16 protein-coding genes and 1 tRNA gene are annotated in these 20,128 nt (G+C 71.1%); 10 read left to right on the top strand and 7 right to left on the bottom strand.

Features of this window, described 5'->3' with window-relative positions; genetic code table 11:
* Positions 1-6: 6 nt before the first annotated feature.
* Positions 7-777 carry a trypsin-like serine protease gene (locus ACFVYX_RS21010; RefSeq protein ID WP_241845115.1) on the top strand — a complete coding sequence of 257 codons (771 nt, stop codon included), beginning with the start codon at positions 7-9 and terminating at the stop codon, positions 775-777.
* Positions 778-862: 85 nt separating this feature from the next.
* Here ACFVYX_RS21010 and ACFVYX_RS21005 read toward each other — a convergent pair whose 3' ends face one another.
* A complete protein-coding gene (locus ACFVYX_RS21005; protein ID WP_389682918.1) occupies positions 863-2,614 on the bottom strand; it encodes a beta-galactosidase family protein in 1,752 nt (583 codons plus the stop codon).
* Between the two features lie 152 nt (positions 2,615-2,766).
* Here ACFVYX_RS21005 and ACFVYX_RS21000 point away from each other — a divergent pair, with 152 nt between their 5' ends.
* The 6 genes from ACFVYX_RS21000 (at position 2,767) to ACFVYX_RS20975 (ending at position 10,495) form a co-directional block, all read left to right on the top strand.
* The gene (locus tag ACFVYX_RS21000; protein ID WP_389682917.1) at positions 2,767-3,654 is read left to right on the top strand and encodes an AraC family transcriptional regulator; all 888 of its coding nucleotides are present in this window, start codon (positions 2,767-2,769) and stop codon (positions 3,652-3,654) included.
* 11 nt (positions 3,655-3,665) lie between these two features.
* The gene (locus ACFVYX_RS20995) at positions 3,666-4,073 is read left to right on the top strand and encodes a chorismate mutase (RefSeq protein ID WP_389682916.1); all 408 of its coding nucleotides are present in this window, start codon (positions 3,666-3,668) and stop codon (positions 4,071-4,073) included.
* A complete protein-coding gene (locus tag ACFVYX_RS20990; RefSeq protein ID WP_389682915.1) occupies positions 4,073-5,059 on the top strand; it encodes an asparaginase in 987 nt (328 codons plus the stop codon). Before ACFVYX_RS20995 ends, ACFVYX_RS20990 begins: the two co-directional genes overlap by 1 nt.
* A 56-nt stretch (positions 5,060-5,115) precedes the next feature.
* Positions 5,116-7,602, top strand: coding sequence for an aminopeptidase N (gene pepN, locus ACFVYX_RS20985; protein ID WP_389682914.1), 2,487 nt, complete (start codon positions 5,116-5,118; stop codon positions 7,600-7,602).
* A 101-nt stretch (positions 7,603-7,703) separates the two neighbouring features.
* Complete coding sequence (locus ACFVYX_RS20980; RefSeq protein ID WP_389682913.1) at positions 7,704-9,086, top strand: pyridoxal phosphate-dependent decarboxylase family protein; 1,383 nt, start codon at positions 7,704-7,706, stop codon at positions 9,084-9,086.
* A complete protein-coding gene (locus tag ACFVYX_RS20975; protein ID WP_389682912.1) occupies positions 9,083-10,495 on the top strand; it encodes a lysine N(6)-hydroxylase/L-ornithine N(5)-oxygenase family protein in 1,413 nt (470 codons plus the stop codon). The genes ACFVYX_RS20980 and ACFVYX_RS20975 overlap by 4 nt, the downstream gene beginning before the upstream one ends.
* Before the next feature lie 12 nt (positions 10,496-10,507).
* On the opposite strand, the gene ACFVYX_RS20970 is transcribed toward ACFVYX_RS20975, so the two are convergent.
* Complete coding sequence (locus ACFVYX_RS20970; RefSeq protein ID WP_389682911.1) at positions 10,508-12,304, bottom strand: bifunctional metallophosphatase/5'-nucleotidase; 1,797 nt, start codon at positions 12,302-12,304, stop codon at positions 10,508-10,510.
* Between the two features lie 142 nt (positions 12,305-12,446).
* Here ACFVYX_RS20970 and ACFVYX_RS20965 point away from each other — a divergent pair, with 142 nt between their 5' ends.
* Positions 12,447-13,148: an SIMPL domain-containing protein gene (locus ACFVYX_RS20965; RefSeq protein ID WP_389682910.1), complete on the top strand. Its 702-nt coding sequence runs from the start codon at positions 12,447-12,449 to the stop codon at positions 13,146-13,148.
* A 146-nt stretch (positions 13,149-13,294) separates the two neighbouring features.
* Positions 13,295-14,722, top strand: coding sequence for a pyruvate kinase (gene pyk / locus ACFVYX_RS20960; RefSeq protein WP_389682909.1), 1,428 nt, complete (start codon positions 13,295-13,297; stop codon positions 14,720-14,722).
* On the opposite strand, the gene ACFVYX_RS20955 is transcribed toward pyk, so the two are convergent.
* Together ACFVYX_RS20955 and ACFVYX_RS20950 are read right to left on the bottom strand one after the other, a co-directional pair.
* Complete coding sequence (locus ACFVYX_RS20955) at positions 14,723-15,505, bottom strand: helix-turn-helix domain-containing protein (protein WP_389682908.1); 783 nt, start codon at positions 15,503-15,505, stop codon at positions 14,723-14,725. It lies immediately after the preceding gene.
* A gap of 109 nt (positions 15,506-15,614) precedes the next feature.
* Positions 15,615-15,689, bottom strand: a tRNA-Leu gene (locus ACFVYX_RS20950).
* A 109-nt stretch (positions 15,690-15,798) separates the two neighbouring features.
* Between ACFVYX_RS20950 and ACFVYX_RS20945 the strand changes: the two genes are divergently transcribed.
* Positions 15,799-16,455 carry an ANTAR domain-containing response regulator gene (locus tag ACFVYX_RS20945; protein WP_389682907.1) on the top strand — a complete coding sequence of 219 codons (657 nt, stop codon included), beginning with the start codon at positions 15,799-15,801 and terminating at the stop codon, positions 16,453-16,455.
* 70 nt (positions 16,456-16,525) lie between these two features.
* On the opposite strand, the gene ACFVYX_RS20940 is transcribed toward ACFVYX_RS20945, so the two are convergent.
* From ACFVYX_RS20940 to ACFVYX_RS20930, 3 genes are read right to left on the bottom strand one after another with little or no spacing between them, the layout of a single operon-like run.
* A complete protein-coding gene (locus tag ACFVYX_RS20940) occupies positions 16,526-17,242 on the bottom strand; it encodes an ABC transporter ATP-binding protein (RefSeq protein ID WP_389682906.1) in 717 nt (238 codons plus the stop codon).
* Complete coding sequence (locus ACFVYX_RS20935; RefSeq protein ID WP_389682905.1) at positions 17,239-18,294, bottom strand: ABC transporter ATP-binding protein; 1,056 nt, start codon at positions 18,292-18,294, stop codon at positions 17,239-17,241. Before ACFVYX_RS20935 ends, ACFVYX_RS20940 begins: the two co-directional genes overlap by 4 nt.
* 3 nt (positions 18,295-18,297) lie before the next feature.
* Entirely contained in the window at positions 18,298-20,127 is a 1,830-nt protein-coding gene (locus ACFVYX_RS20930) for a branched-chain amino acid ABC transporter permease (RefSeq protein WP_389682904.1), read from the bottom strand.
* Position 20,128: the final 1 nt, after the last annotated feature.

Genomic DNA, 20,128 nt, shown 5'->3' with positions numbered 1-20,128 from the left:
AAGAGAATGGTCCGCGCGCTCCAGAAGCTCGCCGCGGCCGGCGCCGTCGTCCTGGCGGCCGTCAGCCTCCAGCCCACCAGCACCGCCTCCGCGGCCCCCGCCCCCGTCGTCGGCGGCGTCCGCGCGGCACAGGGCGAGTTCCCCTGGATGGTCAGGCTCTCCATGGGCTGCGGCGGCTCGCTGATCACCCCGCAGATCGTGCTCACCGCGGCCCACTGCGTGAGCGGCTCCGGCAACAACACCAGCATCACCGCCACCGCCGGAGTCGTGGACCTGCAGAGCAGCAGCGCCATCAAGGTCAGGTCCACCAAGGTCCTCCAGGCCCCCGGCTACAACGGCAAGGGCAAGGACTGGGCGCTGATCAAGCTCGCCAGCCCCATCACCTCCCTGCCCAACCTGAAGATCGCCGAGACCACCGCGTACAACAGCGGCACCTTCACCGTGGCCGGCTGGGGCGCCGCCCGTGAGGGCGGGGCGCAGCAGCGCTACCTCCTCAAGGCGAACGTCCCGTTCGTCTCCGACGCCTCCTGCCAGGCGTCGTACGGCAGCGACCTCGTCCCGTCCGAGGAGATCTGCGCCGGCTACAGCCAGGGCGGGGTCGACACCTGCCAGGGCGACTCCGGCGGCCCGATGTTCCGCAAGGACAACGCCGGTGCCTGGATCCAGGTCGGCATCGTGAGCTGGGGCGAGGGCTGCGCGCGGGCCGGCTACCCCGGCGTCTACACGGAGGTCTCGACCTTCGCCGCCGCGATCAAGTCGGCCGCGGCCACGCTGTAACGGCGACACGTGAACGGGGTGCCCCGGAGCGGCCTCGGCTCCGGGGCACCCTCATGTGCGTGATCCCCCTCTTCGGTGGGAGAGCTCAGAGGGCATCGAGTGCGACCCCGCCGCCCGCCCCGCCCTCCAGCTCCAGCACCCACACCTCGTTCGCACCCTCCCGCAGCACCGGGCCCGGCACGAACAACGACTCCTGCGGGCCGACCGCCCAGTACCGGCCCAGGCAGAAACCGTTCACCCACACGAAGCCCCGGGTCGCGCCCGGCAGCCGCAGCACCGCGTCGCCCGCACCGGCGACCTCGAGCGTCCCCCGGTAGAGACCCGGTCCGCTCCGGTCCGCGGCGGACTCGAACGGCACCTTCTCCACCGCCATCGGCTCGAAGGCGTCAAGACGCAGCCCCCGGGCCCGTACCCCGTGCAGATACTGCCGCTCGTGCCGCACACCGCCCGTGATCCCCTTCGGCTCCGCCTGCCGCGGCCCGTAGTTGACCCGGCCCAGCGACTCCACCCACAGGTCGACGACCGCCGGCCCCGCCACCGGCTCGGCGAGCACCGCCTCCTCCGCGTCCAGGACACCCGCGGGGAGCCCGTCGACGTACACCACCGCCCGGTCCCGCAGCCCCGTCACGGAGAGCGGATACGGCTGCCGCGGACCCGGCACCGTCAGCCGGTAGCGGACCAGCCCCCGGTCCACCCCCAGCTCCTCGAAGGTCGGCGGCACCGGCGTCACCGTCTCCTCGCCACCGAGCACCCCCAGCACCCGGCCCAGCGACGCCCAGCCGTCGAGCACACCGGAGGCGGGCGCCGCGAGCCGCGCGGGCGGTTCCGGCAGCTCCGGCAGCGGCCCCTCCGCGTACGCCGCGAGCACCTCGCGGAAACGCCAGAACTTCTCCGTCGGCCGCCCCGCCTCGTCCACCGGCGCGTCGTAGTCGTACGAGGTGACCGTCGCCCGCAGCGGCCCGTCGTGCAGCTCACCCGCCCGGTTCGCGCCCGCCCAGCCGGCGAAGTTCGTGCCCCCGTGCGCCATGTACACATTGACCGAGGCCCCGCACTCCAGGATCTCCCGCAGCGCGTCCGCCGCGTCCTCCGCGCCCCGCACCGCGTGCTCCGTGCCCCAGTGGTCGAACCAGCCGCACCAGAACTCCATGCACATCAGCGGCCCCGAGGGCTGATGGCGCCGCAGGACCGCGAAGCCCTCCCGCGCCCCCGAACCGAAGTTCGCCGTCGCGAGCACCCCCGGCACCGAACCACCCGTCAGCATGTGGTCCTCAGGACCGTCCGAGGTGAACAGCGGAACGCTCACCCCGCACTGCCGCAACAGCTCCGCCAGCCACTCCAGATAGCCCTGGTCACTGCCGTAGCTCCCGTACTCGTTCTCCACCTGGACCAGGACCACCGGCCCGCCCCGGTCGACCTGCCGCTCCACCACCTGCGGAAGCAGCCGCCGGAACCAGGCCTCCACCGGCCCGAGGAACTCCGGGTCGAGGGTCCGCACCCGCCGTCCGAGGGGGCCGGTCAGCCAGTGCGGCAGGCCGCCGTTCTCCCACTCGGCGCAGATGTACGGCCCCGGGCGCACGATCGCCCGCATCCCGGCCCGCGCCACCGCGTCGAGGAACCGGCCGAGGGCCTCCACATCCCCGTACCGGCCCGGCTCCGGCGCGTACAGGTTCCAGGGGACGTACGTCTCGACGCAGTTGAGACCCATCGCGCGCAGCATCCCGAGCCGGTGCTCCCACTGACCCTCGTGCACCCGGAAGTAGTGCAGGGCCCCCGAGAGCAGCCGCACCGGCCGCCCGTCGAGCAGAAAGTCCTCGTCACCCACAGCGAACGTGCTCATGGCGCCCACCCTCACCCCCTGGCGGCGCGCCGGTCCATGGACAAAGATCGTCGGAGTTTGGACGTTAGAGACGTCGAAAGCGTCCGGGACGCCGGAGGCGTCACAGCACACGGCAGGACGTGGAAGCGCACGTCAGGGAGGCGACACCGGTTATGTACCACACCTGGATGCGCTACTTCACCCCCAGTCCCGTCCACCACCGCCTCGGCCTCGTCTGCCTCGGCGTCGGACTCCAGCACGGCACCCTGCCCACCGTCGGCCCCCGCACCCTCGACCACCACGTGGCCGTCGTCGTCTCCGCCGGCAGCGGCTGGTACCGGGCAGCCGACGGCCGCCGCACCACCGTCACCGCGCCCGCCCTGCTCTGGCTGACCCCCGGCATACCCCACCACTACGCCGCCGACCCCGGCACCGGCTGGGACGAGTCCTTCGTCGACTTCACCGGACCCGCCACCACCACCTACACCGAACTCGGCTACATCGAACCCGACCGCCCCGTCGTGCCCCTCTCCGACGCCGCCCCCGCCCGCGCCGCCATCGGCCGGATCGCCCGCGCCGCCCGCCCCGGCAACCCCCTCCTGGAGGTCGAGACCGGCGCCGCCGTCCATGAACTCCTCGTCGCCCTGCGCCGCGCCCGCGCCGACACCAACGCCGACGGCGACCCCGTCCTCGCCGCCCTCGCCCGCGACGCCTTCCAGCCCCTCTCCGTCGCCGAACACGCCGCCCGGCACGGCATGACCGCCGCCGAACTGCGCACCGCCGTCCGCCGCGCCGCCGGCTGCAGCCCCAAGGACTACCTGCTCACCGTCCGCCTCGGCCGCGCCAAGGAACTCCTCGCCGCCACCGAACTGCCCGTCGCCGCCGTCGCCCGCCGCGTCGGCTACGACGACCCGGCGTACTTCTCCCGGCTTTTCACCCGCCGGGTCGGCACCGCCCCCATCCGCTTCCGCGAGCAGCAGGGGCGGGCCGTGCACGGCGGCTGGAGCGACCGCGTTCCGGATCCCGAACACCCGCCCACGATCCTCCCGAGATCCGTCTAAGCTCGCAGATCATGAGCGACTCCACCCCGTCCCCGGCCCCGACCCAGCCCGCCGAGTCCGTACGGGCCGAACTGACCCGGCTGCGCGAAAGCATCGACAACATCGACGCGGCGGTCGTGCACATGCTCGCCGAACGCTTCAAGTGCACCCAGCAGGTCGGCGTCCTCAAGGCCAAGCACCAGCTGCCGCCCGCCGACCCCGCCCGCGAGGCACGCCAGATCACCCGGCTGCGGGAACTCGCCGAGAGCGCGAAGCTGGACCCGGCCTTCGCGGAGAAGCTCCTGAACTTCATCATCGCCGAGGTCATCCGCCACCACGAGACGATCGCGGACGAGACGACCGCCGACCAGGCACTCGCGGACGAGACCACCGCCGACCAGGCGCTCGCGGACCGGACGCTCGCGGACGGAGCACGCTGATGGCCCGCGTCACGGTCTTCACCCTCGGAGGGACCATCTCCGCCCGAGGCGGTGACGCGGCCCGCATGACCGGCCAGGAGGTCCTCGCCGAACTCGGCGGAGACCACGACCTGGTCCTGAAGGACTTCCGCCGCGTCCCCAGCTCCTCCCTCACCCACGAGGACCTCGCCGCCCTCGCCACCGAGGTCCGTGCCACCGTCGCCGCCGGCTCCGGCGTGGTCGTCGTCCAGGGCACCGACACCCTGGAGGAGACCGCCTTCACCCTCGACCTGCTCTGCACCACCGAGCAGCCGATCGCCGTCACCGGCGCCATGCGCCGCCCCGACCTGCCGGGCGCCGACGGCCCCGCCAACCTCGCCGCCGCGCTCGCCGTCGCCGCCGACCCCGCCTGCCGGAACCTCGGCGTCCTCGTCGTCCTCGCCGACGAGATCCACGCCGCCCGGCACGCCCGCAAGACCCACACGACCTCGATCGCCACCTTCGCCTCACCCGGCGCCGGACCGATCGGCGGCGTCGTCGAGGGCGAGCCCCGCATCCTCCTCCGCCCCGCCGTCCCCGCCGCGCTCTGCCCGCTGAAGCTCGACCCCGACGTACGGGTGGCGCTCGTGACCCTCTCCCAGGGCGACCGCGGCGAACTCCTCGAAGCCGTCGACCACCGCTTCCAGGGCCTCGTCGTCGCCGCCTTCGGCGCCGGACACGCGCCCGCGTGGCTCGTCGACCCGCTCGCCGAGCTCGCCCGCCGCATCCCCGTCGTCCTCGCCTCCCGCACGGGCGGCGGCACGACCCTCTCGCACACCTACCGCGGCCCCGGCTCCGAGTACGACCTGCTGCACCACGGGCTGATCCCGGCAGGCCCCCTCGACCCCGCCAAGGCCCGGATCCTCCTCCACACCCTGCTCTCCAGCGGCGCCGCGGGACCCGCCGGCTACGACCGCCCCCGCATCACCGCCGCCTTCGCCCACCTGAACGGCACCGGGGTCGCCTGACGGCGGTTTCCCACCACCCCTGCCCAGGCCCGGAGGCATCGGGCAGCATAGGGCCCATGTCCGTACTGACGCGCGACGAAGCGCAGACCCGTGCCCAGCTCCTCGATGTCCACCACTACCTGGTGGACATCGACCTCACCACCGGCGCCGAGACCTTCGAGTCGACCAGCACCGTCCGGTTCACCGCCCGCACCGCCGGGAATACCTTCGTCGAGCTCAAGCCCGTCACCCTGCACTCCGCCACCCTCGACGGAGAGCCCCTCGACCCGGCCACCCTCACCGGGAACCGGCTCCCCCTGAGCCTCACCGAGGGCGAGCACGAACTGCGCGTCACCACCACCATGCGCTACTCCCGCACCGGCGAGGGCATGCACCGGTTCACGGACCCCACCGACGGCGAGGCGTACGTCTACACCCAGCTCTTCATGGAAGACGTCCAGCGCGTCTTCGCCGCCTTCGACCAGCCCGACCTCAAGGCCGTCTTCGAGCTCGGCGTCACCGCCCCCGACGGCTGGACCGTCCTCTCCAACAGCGTCACCGAGCAGCAGCCCGACGGCACCTGGAAGGCCGCCCCCACCCCGCTGCTCTCCACCTACTTCGTCTGCGTCGCCGCCGGACCCTGGCACTCGATCCGCACCGAACACGCCGGGCTCCCCTTCGGCATCCACTGCCGCCGCTCCCTCGCCCCCCACCTCGACGCCGACGCCGACGAGATCCTCGCCGTCACCAGGGCCTGCTACGACCGATACCACGAGAAGTTCGACGAGCCGTACCCCTTCGACTCGTACGACCAGGCCTTCGTCCCCGAGTTCAACGCCGGCGCCATGGAGAACCCCGGTCTCGTCACCTTCCGCGACGAGTTCGTCTTCCGCTCCGCCGTCACCGTCACCGAACGCCAGACCCGCGCCATGGTCATCGCCCACGAGATGGCCCACATGTGGTTCGGCGACCTCGTCACCCTCCGCTGGTGGGACGACATCTGGCTGAACGAGTCCTTCGCCGAGTACATGGGCTTCCAGACCGTCAACGAGGCCTGCGCCGACCTCTTCCCCGACACCTGGGTCGACTTCGGCGTCGCCCGCAAGGCCTGGGGATACGAGGCCGACCAGCGGCCCTCCACCCACCCCGTCGCCCCTGACCCGGAAGCCGTCCCCGACACCGCCTCCGCGCTCCTCAACTTCGACGGCATCTCCTACGCCAAGGGCGCCTCCGCCCTCCGCCAGCTCGTCACCTGGCTCGGCGAGGAGGACTTCCTCGCCGGCATCAACATCCACTTCAAGCGGCACAGGTTCGGCAACGCGACCCTCGCCGACTTCATCGACAACCTGGCCGCCGCCACCGACCGCGACGTCCACGGCTGGGCCGAGCAGTGGCTCCGCACCACGGGCGTCGACACCCTCAGGCCCCGGCTCGCCGGAGAGGGCACCCGCTGGCAGCTCGCCGTCGACCACCGGGGCAGCCGCCCGCACCGCGTCGAAGCCGGCGTGTACGACCGGCGGCCCGACGGCGAGTTCGCCCGCCGCGAGCGCCTCTTCCTCGACATCCCGCAGCAGGCACCCGCCGAACTGACCGGCCCCCGCCCCGCCCTCGTCGTCCTCAACGACGGCGACCTCACCTACGCCAAGCTCCGCTTCGACGAGGCGTCCGAGGAATCCGTCCTCCGCGGCCTCTCCCGCATCCCGGACCCCCTCACCCGCGCCGTCGTCTGGAACGCGATGCGCGACATGGTCCGCGACGGCGCCCTCGCCCCCGGCGACTACCTGGAGACCGCTCTCGCGCACCTCACCGAGGAGACCGAACTCGCCCTCGTCCAGGGCGTCCTGAGCTTCGCCCGCACCCAAATCGCCGACCGGTACGTCACCGAGGACGCACGCCCCGCCGCCCTCTCCACCATCCGGCGGATCGCCCGCGACCTGATCCGCCACACCGAGGACGGCGAGGCGCCCGGGCTTCGCCTCACCGCCGTACGGGCCCTGATCGACAGCGCCACCACTCCCGACCAGATCGCCTCCTGGCTCGACGAGGGCACCGTCCACGGCGGCCCCGAGCTCGACCCCGAGCTGCGCTGGCGCATCCTGGCCCGCCTCGCCGTCCTCGGCGCCACCGACGAGACCGTGATCGCCGCCGAACTCGAACGGGACCCCAGCGCCACCGGCCAGGAGGGCGCGGCCCGCTGCCGGGCGTCCCTCCCGACCCCGGAGGCCAAGGCCGCCGCCTGGTCGGCCCTCTTCGACTCCGACGACCTCTCCAACTACCTGTTCACCGCCACCGCCCAGGGCTTCTGGCAGCCCGAACAGGCGGAGCTCGTACGGGAGTACGTGCCCCGTTTCTACGAGGCGGCCGTCGCGCTCGGCGACCGCAGGGGCCCCGCGATGGCCGAGGCCGCGGGCCGCTACGCCTTCCCGTCCTACGCGATCGACCCGGAGTCCCTGTCCCTGGGCGAACACCACCTGAAGGACGACGCCATGATCCCGGCCCTCCACCGCAAACTGGTCGACCAGCTCGACGACCTCCGCCGCGCGCTGACGGTCAGGACGCCGTGACCACGGGGACGGCGCCCTGAAACCAGGGCGCCGTCCCCCGTTCGGGTCACACCTCGGCACTCTCCGGACACACCGCCAGAAACCCCGTCACCCTGTCGTCCATGCGTGCCGCACCCCCACCCCTCGCCGGAGGCACCCCCGGCCCCGAAGCCCTCCGTCCCCTTCTGGACACCGTCCTCGACGCCCTCCGCGCCGGCACCGAGAAGCGGGGCGGACCGCTCCCGGCGGGGGGCCCGCAGACCGTGGCCCACAGGCTGCGCGACGCCCTCGGCGAGGCCCTGCCGCACCACGGCACCGGACCCGACGAGGCCCTCCGCACCCTCGTCCACGCCCTCGCCGAAGGCGCCGCCGACCCCGCCCACCCCCTCTGCGCCGCCCACCTCCACACCCCACCGCTCGCCCTCGCCGCCGCAGCCGACCTCGCCGCCTCCGCGCTCAACCCGTCCATGGACTCCTGGGACCAGGCACCGGCGGCCTCCGCCCTCGAAGCACAGGTCACCGCGGCCCTGGCCGCCGAGGTCTTCCCCGGAGCGGCCGCCCCCGACGCCCTCGTCACCACCGGCGGCACCGAGTCCAACCAGCTCGCCCTGCTCCTCGCGCGAGAACGCCACGGCCCCGCCCTCCGTACCGTCGTCGGCGCGAACGCCCACCACTCCCTCCGCCGCGCGGCCTGGCTCCTCGGGCTCCCCGGGCCGGTCACCGTCCCCACCCCGAACGGCACACTCGACCCCGCCGCCCTCGCCGAGGCCCTGGCGCGCGCCGAGGGCCCCACCCTCGTCGCGGCCACCGCCGGCACCACCGACGAAGGCCTGATCGACCCACTGCCCGAACTCGCCGACGCCTGCGCGGCCCACGGCGCCGAACTCCACATCGACGCCGCCTACGCAGGGCCCGTCCTCCTCAGCCGCACCCACCGCCACCTCCTCGACGGCCTCGACCGCGCCCGCACGGTCACCGTCGACCTCCACAAACTCGGCTGGCAGCCGGCGGCCGCCGGACTCCTCGCCGTACGCGACACCACTGACCTGGCCACCCTCGGCCACACCGCCGACTACCTCAACGCCGACGACGACACCGACGCCGGCCTCCCCGACCTCCTCGGCCGCTCCCTGCGCACCACCCGCCGCCCCGACGTCCTCAAGACGGCCGTCACCCTCCGCGCCCTCGGCCGCACCGGACTCGGCGCCCTCGTCGACACCTGCATGGACCTCGCCCAGGACCTCGCCGACCTCGTCGAGAAGACACCCGGACTCGACCTGCGCGCCCGCCCCACCCTCACCACCGTCCTCTTCCGGCCGTCCGGCGCCGACGACGAGGCCATCGCCACGATCCGCCGCACCCTCCTCACCGGAGGCCGCGCCGTCCTCGGCCGCGCCCGGGTCGACGGCCGCCTCTGGCTCAAGGCCACCCTGCTCAACCCCCACGCCACCCCCGGCGACCTGGCACAGATCCTCACCCTCGTGGAAGGCAGCACGCACCGATGACCGGCAGCACCCCGAAGGACGACCTCGACCGGCCCCACGACCTCGTGGGCATCGGCATCGGCCCCTTCAACCTCTCCCTCGCCGCCCTCGCCCAGGGCGTCCCCGGCGGCCTCGCCGCCACCTTCTACGAACAGAAGCCCGCCTTCCACTGGCACCCCGGCCTCCTCATCGACGGCGCCACCCTCCAGGTCCCCTTCCTCGCCGACCTGGTGACCCTCGCCGACCCCGCGAGCCCCTGGACCTTCCTCAACTACCTGAAGAGCCGCCAGCGCCTCTTCCCCTTCTACTTCGCCGAGAAGTTCCACATCCAGCGCGCCGAGTACGACGCCTACTGCCGCTGGGTCAGCGAACAGCTCCCCGGCCTCCACTTCGGCCACCAGGTCGACTCCGTCCGCTGGAACCCCGAACGGCGCCTCTTCGAAGTCGACTTCACCCAGATCGACCCGGACGGCGAAGCCGAAGCCCTCGGCCGCGCCTACACCCGTAACGTCGTCCTCGGCGTCGGCACCGAGCCCTACGTCCCCGAGCCGCTCAAGCCCCTCGCCGACGCTCCCGGCGTCCCCGTCTTCCACTCCGCCGACTACCTCACCCACCGTGAGACACTCCTCGCCGCCGGGCACATCACCGTCATCGGCTCCGGCCAGTCCGGCGCCGAGGTCTTCCTCGACCTCCTCAGAGCCCGCCCCGCCGGAGCCGAGAAGATCCACTGGCTGGCCCGCACCGAGGCCTTCGCCCCCATGGAGTACTCCAAACTGGGCCTGGAACACTTCACCCCGGACTACACCCGCTACTTCCACGGCCTGCCCGAACCCACCCGCGCCGAACTCCTGCCCCGCCAGTGGCAGCTCCACAAGGGCATCGACGCCGACACCATCGCCGCCATCCACGACGAGCTCTACCGCCGCACCCTCCACGGCGGCTGGCCCGACGCCGTCCTCACCCCCGGCGTCCGCGTCCGCACCGCGGGACGCGTCGCCACCACCCAGGTCGAGCTCCACCTGGAACACCTCCAGCAGGGCACCCGCTCCCGGCTCACCACCGACGCCGTCGTCCTCGCCACCGGCTACCGGGAACGCCCCGTGGACCGGATGCTCGCCGGCCTCGACCCGTACCTCCGCCACGACTCCGCCGGGCGCGCCCGCGTCGACGAGCGGTACCGCCTGGTCCTCGACCCCTCCGTCACCGGCGCCGTCCACGTCCAGAACGCCGAGAGGCACACCCACGGCGTCGGCGCCCCCGACCTCGGCCTCGCCGCCTGGCGCAGCGCGACCATCCTCAACTCCGTCACCGGCAAGGAGCCCTACCCGCTGCCCCGCCGCACGGCCTTCACCAGCTTCGGCCTGGAGACACGAGAGGCGCCGAGCATCCCGGCCCAGGGCCAGAAGCTGACGCCTCTCGTACAGCAGTGAGAACCCCGCGGGCTAGAAGACCGGCACGCCGTCCCGGGTCAGCTTCCAGTCCACCGACGCGAACAGGGCGGGGTCGACCGTCCCCTTCGCCTGCACCCACTGGATGATGGTGTTACGGATCTCGTCCGAGTTCGCCCACAGCTGCGGGGCGTTCGCCACGTGCGGGAACGCGCCGCCACCGCTCGCCCGGTAGTTGTTCACCGCAAGGACGAACTGCGCCGCCGGGTCGAGCGGCTTCCCCTCGAACGACAGGTTCACGATCCGCGCACCGGCCGGCTTCGCGATGTCGATCTCGTACGTCAGACCCGACACGGCGTCGTAGTTGTAGTCCGGCGTGCCGTCCGCGTTCGTCAGCTTCGCGGTGTCGACGGGCGCGCCCGCCGGAGTCCGCACGTAGTACCTCGCCGAGTACTCCAGGTACTCCCTCAGCTGGGCGCCCGTCAGCAGCCGGGCCTCCATCGTGTTCTCGAAGGGGTAGAGCCCGGCGGCGTCCTTGATGGTGATCCGGCCGGCCGGGATCCGGGCCGTCCGCGAGAAGCAGGAGGCCTGCGAGAGAACCGGCAGACCCGCGTACGCACCGCCCGCGAGCGCCGCCTTCACCGTCTCGGCCTGGACGACGTTGATCAGATCGATGATCGGCTCGTCCTTCCACGGCGCGTCGGCCGTGGTCATGGCGGCGGTGGACGTGCCGATGACCTGGTTGACGTACGCGACGACCTTCGTGTGCTCGTCCGCGAGTAGCCCGGCGATCTTCGGGTCCTCCGCCACCGTGTTGGAGTTCAGGACCTGCGCCCCGACCTTCTCCACGACCCAGCGGCCCTTCTCCCACACCAGGTCGAAGTCGAAGAGCGTGAGCCGCTGGCCCCACTTCAGCGGCTCGGACAGGACCACGTCCTTGCCCGTCTCCTTGTTCCTGACCCGGTACTCCGGGATCTCGGTGTGCGCGTGCCCCACGAGGATCGCGTCGATCCCCGGCACCTGCTCGGCGACGAGCCCGGCCGCGTTCTCGATGTGAGGAAGCTGGTCACCGTACGACGACGTGCCGCTGGAACCGGAGTGCGCCGAGACGACGACCACGTCCGCGCCCATCGACCGCAGCTTCGGCACCCACTTCGCCGCCTGCTCCTCCAGACCCGGGAACACCATCTTCCCGCTGACGTTCGCCTTGTCCCAGATGGCGATGCCCGGGTTGGTCAGACCGAGCACCGCGACCCTGACGTCCTTGCCGTGCGGGGTGCGCAGCCGGTGCATGCTGTACGGCGGAAACGCCGGACGCAGGGTCTTCGCGTCGAGCGCGTTGGCCCCGAGCAGCGGGAAGTCGCACTGCTCCTCGAACTTCCGCAGCACCGGGATGCCGTAGTTGAACTCGTGGTTGCCGAGCGCCGCGGCGTCGTAGCCGATGGCGTTCATGGCCTGGGCCATGGGATGGACCGGCCCGCCGGCCTTCGTGATCGGGTCGACCTTGGCGTAGTAGTACGACAGCTGGGTGCCCTGGATGGTGTCACCGGCGTCGATGAGCAGGGTGTTGCGTCGGCCCTTCGCCGCGCGGACCTGGTCGACCAGGGTGGATATCTTCGCGAGACCGACGTCGTTGTGCGCCTTGTCGTCGAACTCCTTGTCCGTGAAGTAGTCCCAGTTGAAGACGTTGCCGTGCAGGTCCGTGGTGCCCATCACGGTGAAGGAGTACCGCCTGGCCGGCTTGGGACGACGCTCGTGGGCCTCGGCGGGAGCGGCGACCCCGGCGGTGAGCGCGGCCCCGGCCCCGACGGCGACGGAGCTCTCCAGGAACGTCCGGCGGTTCAACGGCATGTGTTTCTCCCCTTGTGGTTCTGTGGCGCCCGCGCCGACCGTGGCGCACAACGCGCGTAGATTCTGGCTCAGACGACACGTCGGCAACAGGGCTTCCGGGTCACGGAGTGGGAAAGTGTTCGCCGGACCACCGTCGACGAACATGGAGGAACCGGACGTGACGCACGAACACGCGACCCCCGACGCCCCGCAGGTGACCGTCCGTGGCGAGGGACGCCGGGAGGCCGACCCCGAGTTCGCCCGGATCTGGGTGACGGTCTCCGCGCGCGGCAGGGACCGCACGGAGACCCTCACCGACCTCACCCGGCGGAACGCCCGGGTGCTCGACCTGGTCAAGGCGCAGGGCGACACCGTCGAGAGGCTGGAGACCGGCAGGCTTTCGATCTCTCCCGAGCTCGGCAGGCGCGGACGCGGGGAACATGTGCACGCCTTCGTCGGCCGGGTACGGATCACGGCCGAGCTGACCGACTTCACCGCACTCGGGGAGCTGGTGACCCGCCTCGCCGATCTGGAGATGACGAGCGTCGACGGACCGTGGTGGGAGCTCCGGCCGGACTCCCCGGCGTACGCGGAGGCACGGCGGCTCGCGGTGACGGAGGCGGTGCGGCGGGCACGCGCGTACGCGGAGGCGCTCGGCACCTCCCTCGCCTCACTCGTCGAACTGTCGGACGCGGGTCTCGGGGGCTCCGAGATGTCGATGCCGCCCGCCTTCGCCGGCGCCCGCCGGGTGGCGTTCGCGGCGGAGTCCGCCGGAGAGGCTCCGCCGCTGGACCTCGAACCGCAACGGCAGACCGTCACGGCCGAGGTCGTGGCGCGCTTCACGATGAGGCCGCCCGCACTCTGAGACAGGGGGCGCCGGGGCGTGGAAATCGCTCATCGGAGCACCCCGGTGCACAGATTCAAGAGTTGTCAACAGCCTTTCACGGAAAGGTTGTTGAGTAGTCATGTCACGCCAACTCGCTACTGATGGGTAAGGCCTAGGCTCGACCCATGCGCCGAGCGAAAATCGTTTGTACCCTTGGGCCCGCCACCGAAACATACGACCAGATCAAGGCATTGATCGAGGCCGGAATGGACGTGGCCCGCCTCAATCTCAGCCACGGCACCTACGCCGAGCACGAGGAGCGCTACCAGCGCGTACGCAAAGCCTCCGACGAGACCGGCCGCAGCGTCGGCGTCCTCGCCGACCTTCAAGGCCCGAAGATCCGTCTGGGCCGCTTCCGTGAAGGACCCGTACTCCTTGAACGCGGCGACGAGTTCGCCATCACCGTCGAGCCTGCGGAAGGCGACCGCCACCACTGCGGAACGACCTATTCCGGCCTCGCCGGAGACGTCACCGCCGGGGAGCGCATCCTCGTCGACGACGGCCGCGTCACCCTGGAGGTCATCTCCGTCGACGGGCCCCGGGTGAACACCCTCGTCATCGAGGGCGGCATGGTCTCCGACCACAAGGGGCTCAACCTCCCCGGCGTCGCCGTCTCCGTCCCCGCCCTCTCCGAGAAGGACATCGAAGACCTCCGCTGGGCCCTGCGCACCGGCGCCGACGTCATCGCCCTCTCCTTCGTCCGCAGCGCCCGCGACATCGTCGACGTCCACCGCATCATGGACGAGGAGGGCCGCCGGCTGCCCGTCATCGCCAAGATCGAGAAGCCCCAGGCCGTCGAGAACATCGACGAGATCGTCGCCGCCTTCGACGGCATCATGGTCGCCCGCGGTGACCTCGGCGTCGAAATGCCCCTGGAGCAGGTCCCGATCGTCCAGAAGCGCGCTGTCAAACTCGCCAAGCGCAACGCCAAGCCGGTCATCGTCGCCACCCAGATGCTCGACTCGATGATCGACAACTCCCGCCCCACCCGCGCCGAGGCGAGCGACGTGGCGAACGCGGTCATCGACGGCACCGACGCGGTGATGCTCTCCGGCGAGACCAGCGTCGGCCGCTTCCCCGTCGAGACCGTCCGCACCATGAGCCGCATCGTCGAGGCCGCGGAGGAGGACATCCTCGCCAAGGGCCTCCCGCCCCTCACCGACCGCAACAAGCCCCGCACCCAGGGCGGGGCGGTCGCCCGCGCGGCCGCCGAGATGGGCGACTTCCTCGGCGCCAAGTTCCTCGTCGCCTTCACCCAGTCCGGCGACACGGTCAAGCGCCTCTCCCGCTACCGCTCCCCGATCCCCCTCCTCGCCTTCACCCCGGACCCGGCCACCCGCTCCCAGCTCAACCTGACGTGGGGCGTGGAGACCTTCCTGGGTCCGCACGTCGACTCGACGGACGCGATGGTGGCGCAGGTCGACGAGGAACTCCTGCGCATCGGCCGCTGCGCGAAGGGCGACATCGTGGTGATCACGGCGGGCTCCCCGCCGGGCGTCGCGGGCTCGACGAACCTGGTCCGGGTGCACCACATCGGCGACCCGCTGACGTAGTCAGTGCTTGGGGCCGACGTGAAGGTCCATAAGTGCGACGGCATCACGCCGTGCCACGGAGACATCCTGTGCCCCCGTCGCGCGGCGCCTGCTCCGCCAGGCCACACCGACACGTTCCAGCATCTCGGTGTACAGCCGCACGATGTCGTCCGAGGTGTTGGTGAAGAAGTAGCGGGGGTACTCGTATCGCTTCCTGCGGCCGCCGATCGTCTTCTCGGTCCAGTTGACGATCCGCGATCCGTCGGAGTGGATCAGCCCTCGAATGAACGGCCACGGGTGGGCATCGACGATCTCTTGCTGCCACTGTTCGAGGGTCATGGTCCGCTCGTGCTTCTTGCCGGGCCCGTGCTGGGGAAACAGGCAGGCGAGATGCTTGGAGCACACCTTGACGTCGTGACAGCCGGTCTTCCGGGCCCGAGAGGCGGCGTTGTCCGGGAACACCGCACGAACGGACGCCATGGCCTCTTGCTGTACGCCGGGCCAGTTGTCGTCGAGTGTGATCCTCAGGCTCGGCACCCGGTGCTGCTGGGGCTGACTGATGTGCCCGTCGCCGAGGTACAACCCGAGGAGATACGCGTACGCGACTTCGTCGAGCTCGCGTCCGTCGCACCGTGGACACGGGCGGTGGCGCCGGCCCGGGCACTCGCCACGCTTCGCGCGGTCCTCGTGCTTCCAGTAGCTGATCGTGCCGAGTGGGATGTTCAGTGCCCTGGCGACAGCCGCGTTCTTTGCGCCGCTTCGCAGGAGAGTGAGTGCCCGTTGGCGTGTTCCGATGTCGTACACACGGCCGACGGTGACTGATTTGCCTGCGGGACTATGCCCGGATCGGCAGGGTTCACGCGGGTGGGTGACGACCGCCGACTGCTCTTCGACCTTCGAATCGAAGGAAAAGTGCCCCGGGTCGGACTCGAACCGACACTGTGTGGGTTTTGAATCCACTGCCTGCTGCCAATTGGGCTACCGGGGCCCGCAGAATCAAAGATTTACTCTGACCCTCTGCGCGTACACCATACCGCAGCTAGGTAGGCTCTTGGTGAGCTGTATCCGCCTGGAAGAGGCCTTGAACGAGGAGCCCCGTGACCGCCCCCGAGTCGCCCCAGCCCGCCGACGCCGCCGCCGACACGTCGCACGTCCCGCCGCTGACGACCCGTGTCGTCATCGCCGAGGACGAGGCCCTCATCCGCCTCGACCTCAAAGAGATGCTGGAGGAAGAGGGCTACACGGTCGTCGGCGAGGCCGGTGACGGTGCCACGGCCGTCGAGCTCGCCCGTGAGCACCGGCCCGACCTCGTCATCCTCGACGTGAAGATGCCCGTCCTCGACGGCATCTCGGCGGCCGAGAAGATCGCCGGCGAGTCCATCGCCCCGGTCCTCATGCTCACCGCCTTCTCGCAGCGGGAGCTCGTGGAGCGGGCCCGGGACGCCGGCGCCATGGCGTACCTCGTGAAGCCGTTCAGCAAGAGCGACGTGGTGCCGGCCATCGAGATGGCCGTGTCCCGTTTCGCCGAGCTGCGTGCCCTGGAGCAGGAGGTCGCTGACCTCTCCCTCCGGCTCGAGACCCGGAAGCTGGTGGACCGGGCCAAGTCGATCCTGCAGACGCAGTACGGGCTGACGGAGCCGGCCGCGTTCCGCTGGATCCAGAAGACGTCGATGGACCGCCGCATGTCGATGCAGCAGGTCGCCGAGGCGGTCATCGAGGACGCCGAGGAGAAGAAGGCGGCGAAGGGCCAGTAGCCCCCTTACCCGTACGGAAGAAGGCCCGCCCCACGTCACTGTGGGGCGGGCCTTCTGTCCTTGGTGGGGATCAGTCCTCGCCGAGGTACGCCTTGCGGACGGACTCGTCGTGGAGGAGGTCCTGTCCGCTGCCGGACAGGACGACCTTGCCGATCTCCATGACGTGACCGTGGTCCGCCAGGGCGAGCGCGGCCTGGGCGTTCTGCTCGACGAGCAGGATGGTGGTGCCCTGGGCCTTGAGCTCGGCGATGGTCGCCATGATCTTCTGCATCATGATCGGCGAGAGGCCCATGGAGGGTTCGTCGAGCATGAGCAGCTTGGGCTGGGACATCAGGGCCCGGCCCATGGCGAGCATCTGCTGCTCACCGCCGGAGAGCGTGCCGGCGGCCTGCTTGCGACGCTCGCCCAGGATCGGGAAGAGGTCGTAGGCGCGCTGGACGTCCTTGGCGATGCCGGCGGTGTCCTTGCGGAGGAAGGCGCCGAGGAGGAGGTTCTCCTCGATGCTCATCCGGGGAAAGATGTGCCGGCCTTCGGGGGAGTGGGCGAGCCCGAGGGAGACGATCTTGTGGGCGGGGATCTTGCGGAGGGACTTGCCCTCGAACTTGATCTGGCCGCCGACCGGCTTGAGCAGCCCGGAGAGGGTCCGCAGGGTGGTGGTCTTCCCGGCGCCGTTGGTGCCGATGAGGGTGACGACCTCACCGGCGTCGACGGAGAAGGAGATGCCCTTGACGGCCTCGATCTTTCCGTAGGCGACGCGCAGGTCCTCGACTTCGAGCAGTGCGGTCATGCGTCGTTCTCCTTGCCCGAAGCAGGGTCGTGCGGGGTGTCCTCCGAGGCGGGGGCGGGCTCCGGGGTCTCGTCGTTGTCGGAGTCCGGTGCGTCGTCGGCCGGGGTCTCGTCGTTGTCGGAGTCCGGTGCCTCGTCGGCCTCGGGGGTCTCCGGGGCTTCCGGGGTCTCCTCCCTGGCCGTGGCCGTGGCCGTGGCCGTGGCCGTGGCCGGGGCCTCGGCCTCAGCCGGGGCGGGGGCCGACTCGACGGGCTCGCCGAGGTACGCCGCGATGACCCGCTCGTCGCTCTGGACGGTCTGGCTGTCGCCCTCGATCAGCTTCTGGCCCTGGACGAGCACGGCGACCCGGTCGCAGAGGTTGAAGATGAACCGCATGTCGTGCTCGATGACGAGGACGGCGATGCCCATGTCCCGGATGGCGAAGATGAGTTCCTCGGCCGCCCGCGTCTCCTGCGGGTTCATGCCGGCGGTGGGCTCGTCCAGCAGGATCAGGCCGGGGTCGCTCGCGAGGGCGCGGGCGATCTCCAGCTTGCGCTGCTCTCCGTACGGGAGGTTCTTGGCGAGGTGCTGGGCCTTGTCCTGGAGGCCGATGAACTCCAGGAGCTCCATCGCCCGCTTCGATGCCTCCGCCTCGGCCTTCTTGAAGCCGGGGAGGCGGAGCAGCGCGGACCAGAGGCCCTGCTTCATCCGGGTGTGGCGTCCGACGAGGACGTTCTCCAGGACGGTCATGTTGTGGAAGAGGCGGATGTTCTGGAAGGTACGGGCGATGCCGGCGTCGGTGACCTTGTAGGACGTGGGCGGCAGGACCGTGCCCTTGTACCGGACTTCGCCCTCGGTGGGGACGTAGAGGCCGGTGAGGCAGTTGAAGAAGGTGGTCTTGCCGGCGCCGTTGGGGCCGATGAGACCGACGATCTCTCCGCTGTTGACGGTCAGGTTCACATCGCGTACGGCGGTGAGGCCGCCGAAGCGCATGGTGACCCCGCGCGCGTCGAGCACGGTCTCGCCGGCGGCCGGCGCGGTGGGTGCGTCGGCGGTCTTCGTGGTGGTCGTCATGGTTCAGGCACCTGCCTTGGCGAGCGTGGCGGGCGTCTCGTCCTTCTCGTGGAACTCCAGCTGGTTGCGCCGGTTGGCGATCATGCCCTCCGGACGGAAGCGCATGAGGAGGATCAGCGCGACGCCGAAGGCGAGAAGCTGGAACTCGCCCATGAACTGCAGCTTGTTCGGGATGAGGAAGAGCAGGGACGCGCCGACCAGGGGACCGCTCATGGTGCCCATGCCGCCGAGGACGACGGCCGCGAGCAGGAAGGCGGAGTTGGGCGGGATGGGCCCGGCGAAGAGGTACTGCTCCGGGGTCACCGTGTAGGTGACGTGGGCCTGCACGGTGCCGGCGAGGCCGGCGAGTGCGGCGCCGAGCGCGAAGGCGATGAGCTTGACGCGGAAGCCGTTGATGCCCATGGCGAGCGCGGCGGTCTCGTCCTCGCGGATGGCGACCCAGGCGCGGCCGATGCGGGAGTCGCCGCTGCGCCGGAAGACCAGCACGACGACCGCCATGATCAGCAGCATCAGGAAGAAGTAGTTGGCGAAGCGGCCGATCGTGAAGCCGGCGATCGAGTGCTCGGCGCCGAAGTCGAACCCGAAGATGTTGAGGTTCGGGATGGACGCGATGCCGTTGGAACCGTTGGTGATGTCGGGGCCGGACGTGCCGTCGGTGTTGTTGACCGCGATACGGAAGATCTCACCGAAACCGAGGGTGACGATGGCGAGGTAGTCACCGCGCAGCCGCAGGGTCGGGGCACCGATGAGGACACCGAAGACCAGGGACGCCGCCGCGCCGACCAGGACGGCCGCCCAGAAGGGGAAGTGCACGCCGAAGGGGGAGGTCGGGGCGCCCGAGACGAGGGCGGCCGCGTAGGCGCCGACGCCGAGGAAGGCGACGTAACCGAGGTCGAGGAGACCGGCGAGGCCGACGACGATGTTCAGGCCCAGGGCGACCGTGGCGAAGATCAGGATGTAGACGCCGAGCGTCGCGTACTGGTCGTCGGTCTGGGTGAACGGGAAGAGGGCGGCGGCGGTGAACGCGCCGGCGATGGTGAGGTTCTGGTGCTTGCCGGTGAGCTGCGTGGCCTGCTGCATGAGGCCCGACTTGTTGACCGCGGCGAAGCCGATGCCGGTCGTGATCAGGAAGCCGAGGAACAGCTCGTCGTACTCGGTGCCGACTCCGTAGGTGAAGACGCCGAGCGCCACGGCGAGGACGCCGGTGATGATCAGGATCTCGACGGAGGAGTGCATCGCGGGCAGCTTGCGCGCGGGGCCGGCGGCGAAGGCGGCCTTGAAGGTGGCCCAACCGTTGCCGGAGTTGTGCTTGAACTGGTCCCAGCCGGTGTCCTCGGGGTCCGTGGGCAGCAGCTTCGGCCGCTTGAAGGGGAGGGCGAGGGCGCCGAGGAGGGCGAGCAGTGCGGCGAGCGCGACGACCGCGCCGCCCGGCTCCAGGTTGACCGGGCCGCCGAGCGTGATGCTGATCGCGCCGACGGTGAACCAGACGATCGCGAAGTTGGCGATGGCGGCGAGCCTGAGGGCCGCGTCGCCGCCGGCCGGCGTGAGCCAGCGGGTGCCCTTGACGCCGTACGAGGAGAGGGCGAAGAGGGTGGTGAGCAGGCCCGTGACCAGGACCTGCATCTGGAGGCCGGCCGGGGAGCCGTAGAACGTGAGGTCACCCGGGAAGCGGGGCGTCCAGGTCCAGGCGAGGAAGCAGCTGGCGACGGTGAGGGCGCCGCCGCCCACGGTGAGGGCGCGGGCGGCCTTGGCCGGCACGAAGCCGATGAGGCCGGTCGCCTCGGCCGCGGGCTCGGAGGCCGCCGCCTTGGGGTTCTCGGAGATGGTGGTCATG

The sequence above is a fragment of the Streptomyces sp. NPDC058326 genome (assembly GCF_042879855.1).
Taxonomy (GTDB): domain Bacteria; phylum Actinomycetota; class Actinomycetes; order Streptomycetales; family Streptomycetaceae; genus Streptomyces.
The sequence above is the reverse complement of the archived record's forward strand: the minus strand, read 5'-3'. Positions and strand labels throughout refer to the sequence as shown.